Origin of the sequence: Marinomonas sp. A3A, from assembly GCF_018336955.1 — a bacterium.
Classification (GTDB): Bacteria; Pseudomonadota; Gammaproteobacteria; order Pseudomonadales; family Marinomonadaceae; genus Marinomonas; species Marinomonas lutimaris.
Map to the genome: position 1 here is coordinate 644,234 of NZ_CP025532.1, position 14,624 is coordinate 658,857.

Annotated in this window: 18 protein-coding genes, 2 tRNA genes and 1 pseudogene; 15 read left to right on the forward strand and 6 right to left on the reverse strand. The window is 42.8% G+C overall.

The window, feature by feature from the left end; genetic code table 11:
• The first annotated feature begins 88 nt into the window (after positions 1-88).
• The 9 genes from CYL31_RS02920 (at position 89) to CYL31_RS02960 (ending at position 8,684) form a co-directional block, all read left to right on the forward strand.
• Complete coding sequence (locus tag CYL31_RS02920) at positions 89-1,093, forward strand: aspartate carbamoyltransferase catalytic subunit (RefSeq protein ID WP_212917493.1); 1,005 nt, start codon at positions 89-91, stop codon at positions 1,091-1,093.
• A 1-nt stretch (position 1,094) separates the two neighbouring features.
• Positions 1,095-2,372 (forward strand): dihydroorotase, encoded by a 1,278-nt coding sequence (locus tag CYL31_RS02925; RefSeq protein WP_212917494.1) that lies wholly within the window; start codon positions 1,095-1,097, stop codon positions 2,370-2,372.
• A 117-nt stretch (positions 2,373-2,489) separates the two neighbouring features.
• Entirely contained in the window at positions 2,490-3,596 is a 1,107-nt protein-coding gene (locus CYL31_RS02930; protein WP_249411679.1) for a diguanylate cyclase domain-containing protein, read from the forward strand.
• A 154-nt stretch (positions 3,597-3,750) separates the two neighbouring features.
• Positions 3,751-4,479 (forward strand): YggS family pyridoxal phosphate-dependent enzyme, encoded by a 729-nt coding sequence (locus CYL31_RS02935; protein ID WP_212917495.1) that lies wholly within the window; start codon positions 3,751-3,753, stop codon positions 4,477-4,479.
• A 90-nt stretch (positions 4,480-4,569) separates the two neighbouring features.
• Positions 4,570-5,397: a pyrroline-5-carboxylate reductase gene (proC, locus tag CYL31_RS02940; protein WP_212917496.1), complete on the forward strand. Its 828-nt coding sequence runs from the start codon at positions 4,570-4,572 to the stop codon at positions 5,395-5,397.
• A gap of 17 nt (positions 5,398-5,414) precedes the next feature.
• Positions 5,415-5,957, forward strand: coding sequence for a YggT family protein (locus CYL31_RS02945; protein ID WP_212917497.1), 543 nt, complete (start codon positions 5,415-5,417; stop codon positions 5,955-5,957).
• Positions 5,958-6,123: 166 nt separating this feature from the next.
• Entirely contained in the window at positions 6,124-6,609 is a 486-nt protein-coding gene (gene coaD, locus CYL31_RS02950) for a pantetheine-phosphate adenylyltransferase (protein WP_212917498.1), read from the forward strand.
• 67 nt (positions 6,610-6,676) lie between these two features.
• Positions 6,677-6,928 (forward strand): YfhL family 4Fe-4S dicluster ferredoxin, encoded by a 252-nt coding sequence (locus CYL31_RS02955; protein ID WP_212917499.1) that lies wholly within the window; start codon positions 6,677-6,679, stop codon positions 6,926-6,928.
• A gap of 37 nt (positions 6,929-6,965) precedes the next feature.
• On the forward strand, positions 6,966-8,684 hold the full coding sequence (locus tag CYL31_RS02960; protein ID WP_283248224.1) for a potassium/proton antiporter: 1,719 nt from the start codon (positions 6,966-6,968) through the stop codon (positions 8,682-8,684).
• Between the two features lie 61 nt (positions 8,685-8,745).
• On the opposite strand, the gene CYL31_RS02965 is transcribed toward CYL31_RS02960, so the two are convergent.
• The gene (locus CYL31_RS02965) at positions 8,746-9,849 is read right to left on the reverse strand and encodes an ion channel (RefSeq protein WP_212917500.1); all 1,104 of its coding nucleotides are present in this window, start codon (positions 9,847-9,849) and stop codon (positions 8,746-8,748) included.
• Positions 9,850-9,863: 14 nt separating this feature from the next.
• Complete coding sequence (gene trmL, locus CYL31_RS02970) at positions 9,864-10,337, reverse strand: tRNA (uridine(34)/cytosine(34)/5-carboxymethylaminomethyluridine(34)-2'-O)-methyltransferase TrmL (RefSeq protein ID WP_212917501.1); 474 nt, start codon at positions 10,335-10,337, stop codon at positions 9,864-9,866.
• A 119-nt stretch (positions 10,338-10,456) separates the two neighbouring features.
• Here trmL and CYL31_RS02975 point away from each other — a divergent pair.
• The 6 genes and pseudogenes from CYL31_RS02975 to CYL31_RS03000 all read left to right on the forward strand — a co-directional run.
• A tRNA-Phe gene (locus CYL31_RS02975) sits at positions 10,457-10,532 on the forward strand.
• An 82-nt stretch (positions 10,533-10,614) separates the two neighbouring features.
• Positions 10,615-10,690: transfer RNA gene (locus CYL31_RS02980), tRNA-Phe, on the forward strand.
• Positions 10,691-11,130: 440 nt separating this feature from the next.
• Complete coding sequence (locus CYL31_RS02985; protein WP_212917502.1) at positions 11,131-11,583, forward strand: MuF-C-terminal domain-containing protein; 453 nt, start codon at positions 11,131-11,133, stop codon at positions 11,581-11,583.
• Between the two features lie 239 nt (positions 11,584-11,822).
• Positions 11,823-12,032 (forward strand): hypothetical protein, encoded by a 210-nt coding sequence (locus CYL31_RS02990; protein WP_212917503.1) that lies wholly within the window; start codon positions 11,823-11,825, stop codon positions 12,030-12,032.
• A 152-nt stretch (positions 12,033-12,184) separates the two neighbouring features.
• Complete coding sequence (locus CYL31_RS02995; protein WP_212917504.1) at positions 12,185-12,310, forward strand: ribbon-helix-helix domain-containing protein; 126 nt, start codon at positions 12,185-12,187, stop codon at positions 12,308-12,310.
• Positions 12,311-12,686: 376 nt separating this feature from the next.
• A pseudogene (locus CYL31_RS03000) lies at positions 12,687-12,812 on the forward strand (BrnA antitoxin family protein); the annotation flags it as partial.
• A 49-nt stretch (positions 12,813-12,861) separates the two neighbouring features.
• Here the strand turns inward: CYL31_RS03000 and CYL31_RS03005 are convergent.
• From CYL31_RS03005 to CYL31_RS03020, 4 genes are all read right to left on the reverse strand, one after another.
• The gene (locus CYL31_RS03005) at positions 12,862-13,134 is read right to left on the reverse strand and encodes a hypothetical protein (protein WP_212917506.1); all 273 of its coding nucleotides are present in this window, start codon (positions 13,132-13,134) and stop codon (positions 12,862-12,864) included.
• A gap of 66 nt (positions 13,135-13,200) precedes the next feature.
• A complete protein-coding gene (locus tag CYL31_RS03010; RefSeq protein ID WP_212917507.1) occupies positions 13,201-13,416 on the reverse strand; it encodes a hypothetical protein in 216 nt (71 codons plus the stop codon).
• A gap of 97 nt (positions 13,417-13,513) precedes the next feature.
• Positions 13,514-13,819, reverse strand: a complete 306-nt coding sequence (locus CYL31_RS03015) for a helix-turn-helix domain-containing protein (protein ID WP_212917508.1) — start codon at positions 13,817-13,819, stop codon at positions 13,514-13,516.
• Positions 13,820-13,828: 9 nt separating this feature from the next.
• Positions 13,829-14,542 (reverse strand): sterol desaturase family protein, encoded by a 714-nt coding sequence (locus tag CYL31_RS03020; protein ID WP_212917509.1) that lies wholly within the window; start codon positions 14,540-14,542, stop codon positions 13,829-13,831.
• Positions 14,543-14,624 lie beyond the last annotated feature (82 nt).

The following is a 14,624-nucleotide window of genomic DNA, read 5'->3' on the forward strand; positions in this document are numbered from 1 at the left end:
TCTGTACCGGGCATTTTCCTATCTGAACTTCCTATTTTAAATAGAGAAAGACGATACCATCGTCTTTGCAGTTTGAGGAAAGCAAACCATGATGCGATCCGAGCCTCGGGCATTACAGTTAAATGAACACGGGCAGCTTAAGCACTTTTTAACGCTGGATGGGTTAAGTAAAACCATTTTGACGGAGATTCTCGATAGAGCAGACTCTTTTCTATCAATGGGAGAGCAGTCGGTTAAGAAAGTACCTCTATTACGCGGTAAAACCGTGGTTAACTTATTTTTTGAAAATTCCACTCGTACTCGTACCACCTTTGAATTAGCCGCAAAGCGTTTATCGGCTGATGTAATTAACCTCAATATTGAAACGTCAGCGACCTCGAAAGGTGAATCCTTATTGGATACCCTAAAAAACTTGGAAGCGATGCAAAGCGACATGTTTATTGTCCGCCATTCTGACAGTGGCGCTGCACACTTTATTGCTGAACACTGCACGCCCAACGTCGCCATTATCAATGCCGGTGATGGACGTCACGCTCACCCAACTCAAGCCATGTTAGACATGCTGACGATTCGTCGTCACAAAGGCAGCTTTGATGGTCTAAAAGTCGCTATCGTTGGCGATATTCTTCACTCTCGTGTGGCACGTTCACAGCTTCAAGCGCTGACAACATTAGGTGTCAGTGATGTTCGTCTAATTGGCCCGAAAACCTTAGTGCCAAGTTTCTTTGCTGAAATGGGCGCCACCATTTGCCATGATTTAGAAGCTGGTTTAAAAGACGTTGACGTTATCGTGATGTTGCGTTTGCAAAAAGAGCGCATGAAAGGCGCTTTGTTACCAAGTGAAAGCGAATTCTACCGCTTGTATGGTTTGACGGAAGAGACACTTGCTTGGGCGAAGCCTGATGCGATTGTTATGCACCCAGGTCCAATTAACCGTGGTGTGGAAATATCTTCAGAAGTCGCAGACGGCGAGCATTCAGTCATCTTGAACCAAGTAACCAATGGCATCGCAGTGCGAATGGCGGTTATGTCGATGGCGATGAGCGGTCAGTTGCAACGTGATGAAACGCCAGCAGCGAAGGATGAAAAATAACATGAAATTACGTATTCAAAATGGTCGTCTAATCGACCCTAGTCAAGATATTGATGCAGTAACGGATCTGTTTGTTGATAATCAAAAAATCGTTGCGATTGGTGAAGCGCCAGAAGGCTTTGAAGAGGCTGAAATTATAGATGCATCTGGTCAGTGGGTATTGCCAGGCTTAGTAGATCTTGCTGTTTCTCTTCGCGAGCCTGGGCTGACGCAAAAAGGTAATATTGCTACCGAAGGTCGTGCTGCTGTGTCCGGTGGTGTAACGACCTTGGTTTGTCCACCAGATACACGCCCGATCGTTGATACAGCTGCCGTTGCTGCGCTTATTCAAGATAAAGCGGACGATGCAGGCATGGCTAATGTATTTCCTCTTGGCGCATTGACGCAGGGTTTAGAAGGCGCGCAGCTTAGTAACATGGTTGCTTTAACGGATGCTGGATGTATCGCCTTATCGAATCATCGTCATCCAATGGCGAGCACTAAAGTGCTGTCTCGCGCACTTGAATACGCTGCGACGCATGATTTACTGGTGGTCTTTCATCCAGATGAGTCTAGTCTTTCAGAAGGTGGTTGTGCCCATGAAGGTTTGATGTCGACCATGCATGGATTGGCAGGCATTCCTGAAGAAGCAGAAACCATTGCGCTGATGCGTGACTTGTTGCTGGTTGAAAAAACGGGTGTTCGCGCGCACTTTGCTCGTTTGTCTTGTGCTAAGTCGGTCGAAATGATCGCTGACGCCAAAGCCTCTGGCTTAGATGTCACGGCCGATGTGGCGGTTCATAACTTATTGCTGAATGATCAGGTTCTGAGTCGTTTCGATGGCCATTTTCATGTTCTGCCACCGCTACGCAGTGATGAAGACCGTCTTACCTTGATCGAAGGCATCAAAGCCGGTGTTATTGCTGCTATTTGCTCAGATCATCAGCCTCACGAAAAAATGGCTAAAATTGCGCCATTTGCTGCAACCGAGCCGGGTATGGCGAACGTCGAGATATTATTACCTTTGGCCATGCAGCTGATGGATGAAGGTGATTTGGACTTTTCGACTGTGTTGACGTGTCTAACATCTGGTCCAGCTGCTTGCTTTGGTTTAGAGGCCGGCTCTTTGTCTGTGGGGAGTTTTGCAGACTTCATCTTGTTCGATAGTACCGCTCGTTGGACTTGGTCTTATGACTCTCGTAAGACAAAAGGACATAACTCACCTTACTTTGGTGATGAGTTTGTCGGGCGTGTGATGTCGACTTATATTTCTGGTCAACGTGTATATCAGGCTATTTAAGTTAATTAGTAAGGCTGAGCGAGAGTTTTTCTTTCACTTAGCCTTACTATTTCTTTACTTTTAATATTAGGCCGTTAATCTAGTTTGAATTACGTATTATTATGGTTTTAGTATTTTATGCCAATCGACTCTTCAAATTCATTGCTTAAGGAGCAGCAGATCCTGCGGTCTCGTGTTGCATACCTTGAAAAAGAGCGAGATTTCATAAAAAGCTTGTATAGTGACATGCCTCAAATGCTGCAGGCTATCTCTAAAGGATCATTGCTAAGCTCCTCTCTCAGTCGCTTTAGAAATAAAATACAAAGCCAATTACCCAATGCATACTGCCTTTTTATTGTTTGTGATAAAGAGTGCTTACAGTGGCGTCTGCAATATACCGATTCCATAAATGAATATTTACTGAACTCAAATAGTCAACTTAGCATAGTTCCTCAAGCCTTGATTACGTTTGCAGCGAGTCCGTCTTGTCCAAAACGTCATGATATTGATATTCAAAGTGCATCTAGTTGGAAGCATTGGCTGCCGTTTTTAAATGACCATGCATTTTCTGATGTCTCTATGGTAAGTGTATCGGATGGCAATGGTTCTATTTATTTGATGCTAGCATTTCAGCGCGAAGAAACCCGGCTTGAAGGTGAGTTAATGGCACTTGCACTAGACAGTTATGCTTCCTGGATGAGCGCCGTATTTGAACGAGAAAAAGCTGATCATTTGTTGCTAGAAGACAGTCATCGAGATCCTTCGACAGGTTTATTGCGACGTTATAGTTTTGAAAACAGTTTCGGTATTGTCTTAAAAGATTCTCGCCGTCACTTTCTGCGCGCGGCATTGTTCTCTCTTAGATTGCTTTCCTCTTCAAAGGTTAATGATGCTGATTTGAGACTATTGGCTGAGGTCATGAGTGATACCGTGCGAGACAATGATCTCATTGCTCATTACGATGAACGTGAATTGGTCATGGGAATTCGGATTCAGCATTTAGAAGATGCTGAAGTCGTTGCTGCGAAGTTATTGAAGTCACTCAATTCACCAAAGTTTTCAGACAATCGTTTAATGCGAGACGGCTTGTCTATTGGTATTGCTTTTTATCCCGAACACTCATCGCTGGAAGCGCTTTATCAAGCCGCCTCATTTGCCGCTGACTCTCTGAAAAATATATCCGGATACCGCCTTGAGTTTCATGGTGAGTGCTACGAGTCTAGTGCTGATTTTTATTCCCTATAGATATTCCTCGGAAGCTTTTTCTGCCTTTTAAAAAAGATGCTATGATGCGCCCTTCGGTGTTTTCCTTAAGTGCTACGTAGGTGCTGTTAATAGTGAAAATACGATGATTGGGTAGACTTGTTACCTATTTGATAACAATGGAGTGATGCGCGAAATGGCGATTGAAGTCGACAGTAACGAAGCACAAGACATTAAAGCAAATTTAACGCGAGTTTCTCAGCAGGTTGATGAACTTACGCAGCAGTATCGGCGAAAGGCTGGTAGTGTGCGTTTGTTGGCTGTCAGTAAAACAAAGCCGTTATCTGCACTTGAAGCAGCTTACAGTGCTGGTCAGCGAGCCTTTGGTGAGAACTATGTGCAAGAAGCCGTGGATAAGTTTCATGCGCTATCGCATTTGCCTGATATTGAGTGGCACTTTATTGGCCCCATTCAGTCTAATAAATCTCGTTTGATCGCAGAAACCATGCATTGGGTGCATTCTATTGATCGTGAAAAAATAGCGCGTCGTCTAAGTGAACAGCGTCCCAATGATTTGCCACCGTTAAATGTCTGTGTCCAAGTAAATATTAGTGGTGAAGAAAGTAAGGCTGGAGTGGCTTTGTCGGAGTTAAACGACATGGTCGCTTTAATAACTGAACTGCCGAATTTGCGTCTTAGAGGCTTGATGGCGATTCCTGCCCCGCAAGATAATCATGACGCGCAATGTGCTGTTTATGAGCCATTGGCGCAGGCTTTTGTTGAATTATCCAAATCCGATAGCATGATAGATACCTTATCTATTGGTATGTCTGGAGATTTGCCTGCGGCGATTCAATCTGGCAGTACCATGGTGCGTGTTGGAACGGCGATTTTTGGCGAACGAGATTATTCAGCTAAAGCATGATTGCGTTAACGCGTAAGGTTTTTGCGCTTTCGAACATATTTTGACTAAGTAGATGGCCTATAGTCTACTTAAATAATGAAAGGATATAAAATGATACCAAGTATTGCCTTTATCGGCGTGGGAAACATGGCAAGATCGATTTTTAGTGGCATGTTGGCAAGTGGCTATCCTGCTGAGAAAATTATCGGTACGTCTAGAACACCAGAAAAACGTGAGTACTATCACGAACAATATGGTATCGCCATGTTAGCGGATAATGACTCGGCTGTAAGTCAGGCGGATGTCGTGGTGTTGTGTGTTAAACCCGCACAAATGCAAACCGTTGTGGAAGATTTTTCATCGCATGTGCGTGAAGATCAATTGTTTATCTCGGTAGCTGCTGGTATTGAATTAGATTCATTAGCTCATTGGATAGGCAAGCCGGTTGCTGTGGTTCGTAGTATGCCAAATACACCGTCACAAATTGGTGCTGGCATGACAGGTTTGATTGCCAATGATCATACGACTGCCGAGCAAAAAGACTGGGTCAGTGAACTATTCTCTAGTGTTGGTAATTCTGTTTGGATTGAAGATGAAGTTCACATGCACACGGTGACGGGGTTGTCTGGCAGTGCACCAGCGTATTTCTTTCGCTTCATCGAAGCTATGGTTAAAAACGCCAAGGAGCAAGGGCTTGATGAAAAAACGAGTCGTGAGCTAGCCAGCAATGCTATGTTTGGCGCAGCTCGAATGGTGATGGAGTTAGACGAGCCAATAGCTCAACTGCGTAAAAATATTACGTCTCCAAAGGGAACAACTGAACAGGCTTTGTTGTCTTTTGAAGCCGCCGATATTGATAAAATAGTCGCAGATGCAATGATGGCCTGCGTTAACCGATCTAAAGAAATGGCAGAAGACTTTTCTGTTAAGAAAGACTAATTAAGGACATATACATTATGTATTCAGATCCATTTGTGATGCTAGTAAAGGTTATTTGTAATCTTTATTTATTTATTGTTCTACTACGTTTAGTGCTTCAGCTGACACGTGCGGATTTTTACAATCCTATTAGCCAAGGTATTGTTAAGGCGACAAGCCCACTTGTTTTACCTTTACGAAAAGTGATTCCGGCGATTGGTCGTTTAGACACCGCTTCTCTTATATTGGCGTTTGCGGTTCAACTTTTGACTGTTTTCCTTGTTGTGATGATTAAAGGTGTGGCTATTTCACCGACCAGCTATGCTATCTATACAGTGGCTGGTACTTTATATCATTTGTTGGATCTGTATTTTTGGGCAATGCTTATTTCGGTTATCCTTAGCTGGGTGGCACCAGGTGCAAATCACCCTGGAGCCATGCTGGTAGGACAAATTACCGCGCCTTTATACCGTGCTTGCCAAAGGGTAATCCCGACCTTAGGTGGACTGGATTTATCGCCAATTTTTATCTTCCTTGCGATTTCTTTTTTGAAGCAAGTGCTGGCACCGTATAGTATTTAAGAAAATAACTAGAATGGATCTGCGTTGATAAAATTATCATCGCGTTCCATCGAATTGAGAACAGGGGCGTATTCCTATATGATGCGACCCCTAAACGGGAATTAGCACAGACAAAAGTCGTTAGCTACCTGACTCGTTCTCCCTATTAATTTTTTGGATGAAAGCTATGAGTACGATTGCGGTTTATCCGGGGACTTTTGACCCTATTACTAACGGCCATACGGATTTGGTTGAACGCGCATCAAAGCTATTTGAAAAGGTGATCGTAGCGGTTGCTGCGAGCCCTAAAAAACGCCCAGCACTGTCTCATGAATTGCGTATTTCATTGGCAAAAAAAGTATTAGGTCATTTACCTAATGTAGAAGTGGTTGGCTTCGATAATTTACTGACTGAGTTCACTCGTTCTGTAAGCGGTAAAGTGGTCATTCGTGGCTTGCGTGCTGTCTCTGACTTTGAGTATGAGTTCCAGTTAGCCAATATGAATCGTGCGATTGCGCCAGATGTAGAAAGCATCTTTTTGACGCCTTCTGAAAAGCACTCTTATATTTCATCAACATTGGTACGCGAAATCGCGTCTTTAAATGGTGATTTTGGTCAGTTTGTTAACCCAGAAGTAAAACGTGTTCTGCAAGAACATTATAAAACGATTTAGTTTCTGTTTTTTTTAAGTCCCGCTGCTTAGCACCTTGTCAGTAAGGTAGCGGTTTTAGGAGAGAAGAATGTCTCTTATTATTACCGATGAATGCATCAACTGTGATGTGTGTGAACCTGAATGCCCGAACGAAGCTATTTCTCAGGGTGATGAGATCTATGTGATTGATCCATCAAAATGTACTGAGTGTGTAGGGCATTTTGATGAACCTCAATGTCAGCAAGTGTGTCCTGTTGATTGCATCCCTTTGGACCCTAATCGCAAAGAAACAGAAGAGCAGTTAATGGAAAAATATTTAACGCTCACAGGTCAATTATAACGAATAGGTTGTTGCCGCTATCGACACAAATGGTTTTATATTTTTAGCTGGAATACTGTTATTAGTCAGTATTCTAGCGAGTTCTTTTACTGTTCGTGTTGGCTTGCCTTTATTGCTTGTTTTCCTTGGAATGGGGATGCTAGCAGGTGAAGAGGGATTGGGCCGACTGGATTTCGACAACCCAAATCTTGCCTTTTTTGTTGGTAATCTTGCTTTAGCTGTCATCCTTTTGGATGGTGGTATGCAGACCAAAATCAGCACTTTCCGAGTGGCTCTCTGGCCATCTTTATCGCTCGCTACTTTAGGTGTTGTGATCACTACAGCATCTGTTGGCGCGTTCGCAGCTTGGCTTTTAGACGTTCAACTTATTTACGGTTTACTACTCGGTGCTATCGTCGGTTCGACCGATGCCGCAGCGGTATTTAGCTTATTGCGCAATAGTGGTGTTAAGCTGAACGAGCGAGTTGGCGGCACATTAGAAATAGAATCTGGTGCCAATGATCCAATGGCCATTTTGTTAGTGGTCATGCTGACTGGGCTTTTGCAAAGTGCGGAGGCGTTGAGCATTTGGGCTTTCTTAGGGCAAATGATTCAACAGTTTGCCATAGGTGGCGTGCTAGGTTTGCTTGGTGGTAAGTTATTGTTAATGATTCTGCGCCGTGTTCCTTTGATCGAAGGACTGTACGCTCTTCTTATTATTTCATTTGGTTTGGCTATATTTTCTGGTGTCAATATGATTGGCGGCAGTGGTTTTCTTGCTGTGTATTTAGTTGGCCTGAGCGTAGGTAATGGCCGAATTAAACAACAAGAGGCTATCTCACAAGTGATGGATGGCTTGGCTTGGCTGGCACAAGCAGGCATGTTCTTGTTATTGGGATTGCTGGTTACACCATCGAGTCTTTTGACACATGGTTGGCAAGCTGTGGCGATTGCTGCGTTTCTGATTTTTGTCGCTCGCCCTGTGGCCGTGATGGTCTGTTTATTGCCATTTGATTTTCGTTGGCCCGAGCGGCTCTATATTAGCTGGGTTGGTTTACGTGGTGCCGTGCCGATTGTCTTGGCGCTGTATCCTGTTATTGCTGGGCTTTCTAATTCTGAACTGCTGTTCGAAATTACTTTTACTGTGGTGCTTATCTCCTTGCTACTGCAGGGATCAACGGTTCCACAAGTAGCGCGATGGTTAAAGATCGTCGTTCCTCCTGCACCAGCCCCAACGACACGTTTCTCATTGATAAATGATAGCGATTCGGATCATTCTCTAGAGTTGTACGAGTTTTTGGTGCAAGCGGAAGGCGTTCGTATACCGCCTTCTATTGTGCAAAATGTGCCAAGTGCGACGGTTTCCACACCTCAGCTTGTCTCGCTTGTTCGTGACCAACAACCGATTGTTGTGAATGCCGACACGGAACTGAAATCTGGTGATAGAATTTGGATGTTGTTACATCCTGGTGATGTAAATGATGTTGCGCAGATTTTCTCTCATAAAGCGTCTTCGTCTTTCTTGTTGCAGAACTTCTTTGGTGAATTTGCCATTCGTGGCGATGCGTCTTTGATTGATCTTGCGAAAGTGTACGGTGTGCCGCTTGATGGTATCGATGAAGCTGATACAGCCGCTGCACTATTGCAGCATCAGCTTGGTAAACATCTCGTTGTGGGTGACCGAGTGCGCTTTGGTAATATTCGTCTAACAATCAGGCAAATGAATGGTAATGAGGTAGAAGTGATTGGGCTTAAACTGCAAGATAAACAAGCCTGAGATCTTTGCACAAACGACTGCGTTCGTTACTGCGTGCAAAGGTCTCAGTTAAGATCTATTTCTACTCGTTAAAGAACTGGCTAATTTCTGCTAACGACGGGATGATTTGATCGTCGTTGATAAGCACAATCAGTCCTTGTGCATCAATGACCGAATGAGTTTGTGGATGGGTGATAATATCTCCATTCGTTTGTACATAGCCAAGTGCAGTACCAATGTCCTTTTGAATTAAGGTTGTGACAATCTTTGCCCAGGTCACACCGATTATTTCCACATCAAGTCGAATCGTATGATCTCCTTGGTGACGAAATAAATCTTCCAGTACTTGCTCTGTCCCTGGAGCAATCAATGACCGCACTAGCATCTCAGGATATGCTCTCACAGGTCGTATAACCGCGTTTGCGCCAGCAGCCTTGAATCGTGGTCTATTGGAGTCATTAATCGCCTCAGCCATCACGAACGCCGATGTATTCAGTGCTTGAACGCGATGTAAGGTGTCGAAGGTTAAGCTGTCTGAGTGGCTGTCCTGAGCATCTTGGCAAAGTACAACAATATATTTTGCCTTGTGCGTTCCTGCCGACTCCAACATACCGTCTTCCAGCGCATCGCCAGTGTGATGAACCACGCCTTGTGATCTTAGATCAAGGGGCAAACCTTCAGGAAACGCCTTAGTTAGAATTTGGATTGGAACGTCGACTAGCTCTGGTGTTTGGCTAATCTGGTTAATCAGCAAGCCTAAATAGCGTTCGGCATCGTACTTTGGTGTATTAATGATCAGTATATGGTTTTGCATGTCGTCCCATCTCATACGGCCTTTGATACGCATTTCTTTGCGCGTTAGCCTGATTTCAACATAGTCACTAGCGATTTGTGCGAGCAGAGTAATACCCATGCCATAAATTAAGACAATGGTAGAAAACTGCCCCCAAAAAGTCGCGGCTGAAATATCACCGTAACCTGTGGTGCTGGCTGATGTCATAGTCAGCCAGAAGGCTTGCCACCAATTTAAGTCTTCAAAAAACACCATCGCCAAACTGTGGAGACCAATAACACCGGCTAAAAATATAAGACGCTTTTTTAAATCGCCCGACTCATGCAGATGTACTTTTTTCCTAAATTGACGACGGCTATTTTTTTTCTTCAAGAGCAGTGAAAGAGAATTCATCGTACCTCGGTTGGTTATTCGCTATCGGCTGGCATGGCATAACCCAGCTGACGCCAAGATTCGTAAACCATCACAGCCACTGTATTGGATAGGTTCAAGCTACGAGAGTTAGCTTGCATTGGCAAACGTAAACGCTGAGCAGGTGGCAAGGCTTCGATAAACTCCGCAGGCAATCCGCGAGTCTCAGGGCCGAAAACCAACACATCATTTTCAGCAAATCTTGCTTCACTGTGCGTATGGCTGCCTTTTGTCGTCAACGCGTAAATAGTTCCTATCTCGTTTTGATCAACAAATGCCTGAAAGTCAGGATAGCGTTTTAGGCGCGTGAACTCATGGTAATCTAACCCTGCTCGACGTAGTTTCTTATCTTCAAGCTCAAAGCCAAGCGGCTCGATAAGATGAAGATGGTAGCCAGTATTAGCACATAATCGAATAACATTGCCTGTGTTAGGCGGAATCTCTGGTTGGTAAAGTACAATATGAAGCATTGGTTTATCTCCTTGATATAGGAAGATAATACCAGACGAGCAGAAGAAACTAAGTTTTTAATTTTTTTTCAAAAAAACTATTGACCCAAATAAAGGTTTCTCTATAATACGCCCCACTTGCCCAGATAGCTCAGTCGGTAGAGCAGAGGATTGAAAATCCTCGTGTCGGCGGTTCGATTCCGTCTCTGGGCACCATGATTAAAAGAAAGCCTGCTAATTTAGCAGGCTTTTTTTTGGTCGAAATGGCTCGCACATCTCCATAGTCATTTTTCTATATGCCCAGATAGCTCAGTCGGTAGAGCAGAGGATTGAAAATCCTCGTGTCGGCGGTTCGATTCCGTCTCTGGGCACCATTTCTAGTGTTAACCAAACCTGAAATCTCTCAAACAACACCTCGTACTTTTTCTATTTCGTTATTTCTTAAGTCTTGGGGCCAGATCAAGAAATTAAGTTTACACATCTACTTGATTGTACTGAGGGTTTGAAGGGTATGTATAACGTGTTTCCCTGAATAGCTTAGTTTTTGATCTGACTCCAAAACTCCATCTGACATCATGTCAGACAATTCAGGCAGCTTTAGGTATAGAGAAGACAATTCGCGTGTATCACGAACTGGAAATAGGCGCACTGCAGTAGCCTTTTTTAGAGATCAATCAGCCACATAGGCGCGAATGCTGTGAGCTTTAGAGCACCTGTGTGGGTGGGCTAAAGAGGCTTGTCTTTACCTGTCATGAATATATAAATAATTAGTGATAATATAATGAAAATCTACAAGCACTAAGGAAAGTCACATTTGGATAATTACAGTAGCCTCGTTACGGCCATCATTCAGGATGCAATGATTGGAGCGCCACCTAAAAAAGAAGTCGTACTTATTCTTGGAGATACACCAAAATACTTAGTTGAACATGCTGGCTTTCCTGAGCTTCCAATGGTGATAACAGGATCTGTAGTTGAAAAAGCGTGTTTTGATCATGGTATTCCTACATCTCTTCTAAAACGATTGCCGAGCGTGCTAGATAACCCTAAAAGTGTGTTCAAATCAGCATCCTTTCATGTGAAAGGTGCGGCAGTAGTGTTAACTATTGAAGTGCACCAATCGAGCCCAATTATCATTCCCGTACATCCAAACAAGCAGATGGGTCGTGGTAAGTTCTACAATGTAGTAGCTAGTGTCTATGCGAAAGAAGGCTCGAACCCCGAGGTGAAATGGACTAGGGAAGGGTTATTACTTTGGCAAAAATAACATGCAAAAAGTAAAGTAGAAGTTTACATGTAAACTTGATTGTACTAATATTAATTAATAGAGAGGCCTCTCACACCAAGCAATTAGAGCTGAAATGTCATGTCTCTCTAAATTACACTTAGAAAGCATCCTTCAAACGGGTGCTTTTTTTTGCCTATAGAAAGCTGTTACCAATTCTTTTTTTGACCCTAGTTTTGCTAAAATATCGAAAACTTAGGGGCGTTAGCCATGCGAGTCGTTTGTTCACATTGCCACAGCAAGGCCTTGATCACGTCGTGTGCGAGACAGTAAAAGACCTGTATTGCCAATGTATCAACACCAAAGCCTGTGGTGCTAGCTTTGTTTATAAGCTAAGCCATTCCCATGATCTAAATCTATCTCGTCACACCACACTTCAAATCGCCAGTGCCGCTATTATTCTTAATACATTGATCCCAAACGACATATAGTGAATTTGTCGTTTTATTTCGTCAGAAGTGGTCATGTCCAAATTAACGCGGTCAAATCCAGGTTACCAACTTCAATTGTCTACAGAAATAAAGCCAAAATTGACAAAACTACTAAATATTAGTGGTTTTAAGCTTTAAGAGAGGGTCTTATTATGGCTACAGCCAGTATTGATTTGGGTGAGCATTTCACTATTTTCCTATCGGATTTAAAAGAAACAGGACGTTGTCGCAACGCAAGTGAAGCGGTGCGAGCAGGTCTTCGTCTTTGGAGAGGATAGCGTCGAGAGTACGCTTACACACGCATAAATTATTGCAAAAGCAAAAGCTGAGCTAAATGGCTAATAAATACAGATATTCAAAACTTGCTGAACAATATTGATGTTTACCTCTATACCGCCCAAAAAGGGCATCAGTCCGTAGGCCACTCATTCCCCTCATCCAGTTGCTTTTTATTACATAACGTAACCAATATTAAATCTTAAAAACTCGTTGTTTTAGCTATGATTAAACCATCTTTGATGGAGCAAATGGATATGATGAGAGGACAAAGACAATCCAGAATGGACATCCAATACGTTCAAACGCGCTAAGCCTACAAGTGAACTCTTGTCCGATATTGTTGCGACTCACAGCTGAGGTTGGCCGAAAGCCGATAACCCAAAAGTGTCTACTATGATTCGTTTAAGCCCAGATGCTATCGAATATTTCAGGCATGGTGGTAAAGGTTGGCAGTCGCGGATTGATGAAGTCTTAAAAAAGTATGTTGATTCTCACCAATAATGAAAAAATACCTTAAAGCCCTCATGAGGGCTTTTTATTTTGAGAAAGGTTATTTATCAATAGCTTCTTTGACCAGTATTTTGCCTTGTCCGTTTTGGAATTCGATAAAAGCATGAATGAGTTTTTTTGTGTTGGGTTCTTGAATGATCGGTGTTAGTTGGATAAGGGCGTTGGCTATTTTGCCAAACGTGTCTAGATCGACACCAAAACGTTCTTTAAGTGGGGTGTCGTAATCTTCGCCGCCATCGACCAATGCGTCTGCTTGTTCTGGAGTGAGTCCGAGAATTTTTTCTGCGAGTAGTTGTATTTGAATACGTTCCATATAGATTTCCTTTTCTTAGTTGCAGGTTAGGGCAAATAAAAAGACCCCTCATGAAAGAGGAGCCTTTTAGGTAGATTCTTGCAATGCGACAACTAGGCTTTCTTGAGATTCTTCCATACTTTCAACAACACATGCTAACAACGAGCTAATTTGTTCGTTCATGACAGTTGTTTTTTGATCTATGATGTCGGATATTATTGACAGCGTTTTTAATGCTTTAATATCCGAAGACATTCTAATCGATTGACATTGAATTAAATCACGCACCTTGTTGTTTAGCATCAGGCTCCATCCTCGTTTAGCCTTTTATCTGATCCCCTATATTGAACGGTTTTTGTTTTTTGTCAAATTTTGTACACTTTAATATACAAAAATATCGTTAGAAGTTGCTAACAACGTACTTTACGCCAAAGTAGTTTGCGAGCTTGTTCATATTAGTGATACAGATGGCTCGCTTTTCACTGTGAAATTGGTGAATGTACGCTTGGCTTATATCCGTATATTCCGATAATAGGCGATAGCTTCCTTTGCGTTTTCTGCCGTTAATGATGCTGCTGCTCGAGGTGAACTCGGTGATTTTCTCTCTGAGTTGTTCTTCAAGCTCATCAACACCGACAGCGTGGTACTCTGTGGTAATGTTTAAATCAAATGAAACGCCTGTTTTTTCCTTCTCTTGGGTTCCCATGATGCTCTCCTATTTGTCGAATCGTAAATATGGCCATGCTTTGTTTGAGTCTTTAAATCCTAGTCCATTAAAGCCACTGTGGTGGAATCGTAATGTGCCAAATATTAAATCCCAAAGGGCTAACGGGCTGTAGTTGTATTTATGCAGTCCTTTTTGGTGATGGATAATATGCTGTTCTGGAATTTGAATGATATAGCCAAGTGGGCGTATCCAACGGGGCAGTTTAATATTGGCATGATGGAAGGTTTCTAATATTCCTTCTATCACTAGAGCCATTGCGACGGCATTGGCACTGACATCCAAAATAATTTTACCCAATGCAAATAATATGACGGTGTTTACCACCATTTCTAATGGGTGCCTATAAAATGCCACGCGACTGTCCATGTGAGAAGTGCTGTGGTGCATTTTATGTAGATATTTCCATGCTGTTGGTATTGCGTGCTTTGCTCTGTGAGCCCAGTAGTTAACAAGCGAATAGACAAGGTAGAAGATTATACCTTCTATAAGAGGATCTTCATTTATTTCTATGCCTATTCCGGCAATATTTATCCACCCAAAAAACATTACTTGGGCGAATATTGCGCCAATACTCATTAAGAAACACAGCATGGAGCCAAACCCCTTTTGTGTTTGCCACTGTTTGTTGGGAAAGATCCTTTCTAGTAGAAAGCTAATCAAGAAAAAAATTGCTTGTATTGTAATCAGGTTGGTAATGAACATTTCAAATCTCCTTTTATAATGGAGACTTGAGGCTACTACTACCGACCTTTTTTCATCATGCCTTTTGCAACATGCAATGTAC

Excerpts from the sequence above, each read along its gene's own strand:
- CYL31_RS02920 (WP_212917493.1), top strand. The coding sequence starts at position 89 with ATGATGCGATCCGAGCCTCGGGCATTACAGTTAAATGAACACGGGCAG.
- CYL31_RS02925 (WP_212917494.1), top strand. The coding sequence starts at position 1,095 with ATGAAATTACGTATTCAAAATGGTCGTCTAATCGACCCTAGTCAAGAT.
- CYL31_RS02930 (WP_249411679.1), top strand. The coding sequence starts at position 2,490 with ATGCCAATCGACTCTTCAAATTCATTGCTTAAGGAGCAGCAGATCCTG.
- CYL31_RS02935 (WP_212917495.1), top strand. The coding sequence starts at position 3,751 with ATGGCGATTGAAGTCGACAGTAACGAAGCACAAGACATTAAAGCAAAT.
- proC (WP_212917496.1), top strand. The coding sequence starts at position 4,570 with ATGATACCAAGTATTGCCTTTATCGGCGTGGGAAACATGGCAAGATCG.
- CYL31_RS02945 (WP_212917497.1), top strand. The coding sequence starts at position 5,415 with ATGTATTCAGATCCATTTGTGATGCTAGTAAAGGTTATTTGTAATCTT.
- coaD (WP_212917498.1), top strand. The coding sequence starts at position 6,124 with ATGAGTACGATTGCGGTTTATCCGGGGACTTTTGACCCTATTACTAAC.
- CYL31_RS02955 (WP_212917499.1), top strand. The coding sequence starts at position 6,677 with ATGTCTCTTATTATTACCGATGAATGCATCAACTGTGATGTGTGTGAA.
- CYL31_RS02965 (WP_212917500.1), bottom strand. The coding sequence starts at position 9,849 with ATGAATTCTCTTTCACTGCTCTTGAAGAAAAAAAATAGCCGTCGTCAA.
- trmL (WP_212917501.1), bottom strand. The coding sequence starts at position 10,337 with ATGCTTCATATTGTACTTTACCAACCAGAGATTCCGCCTAACACAGGC.
- CYL31_RS02995 (WP_212917504.1), top strand. The coding sequence starts at position 12,185 with ATGGCTACAGCCAGTATTGATTTGGGTGAGCATTTCACTATTTTCCTA.
- CYL31_RS03005 (WP_212917506.1), bottom strand. The coding sequence starts at position 13,134 with ATGGAACGTATTCAAATACAACTACTCGCAGAAAAAATTCTCGGACTC.
- CYL31_RS03010 (WP_212917507.1), bottom strand. The coding sequence starts at position 13,416 with ATGCTAAACAACAAGGTGCGTGATTTAATTCAATGTCAATCGATTAGA.
- CYL31_RS03015 (WP_212917508.1), bottom strand. The coding sequence starts at position 13,819 with ATGGGAACCCAAGAGAAGGAAAAAACAGGCGTTTCATTTGATTTAAAC.
- CYL31_RS03020 (WP_212917509.1), bottom strand. The coding sequence starts at position 14,542 with ATGTTCATTACCAACCTGATTACAATACAAGCAATTTTTTTCTTGATT.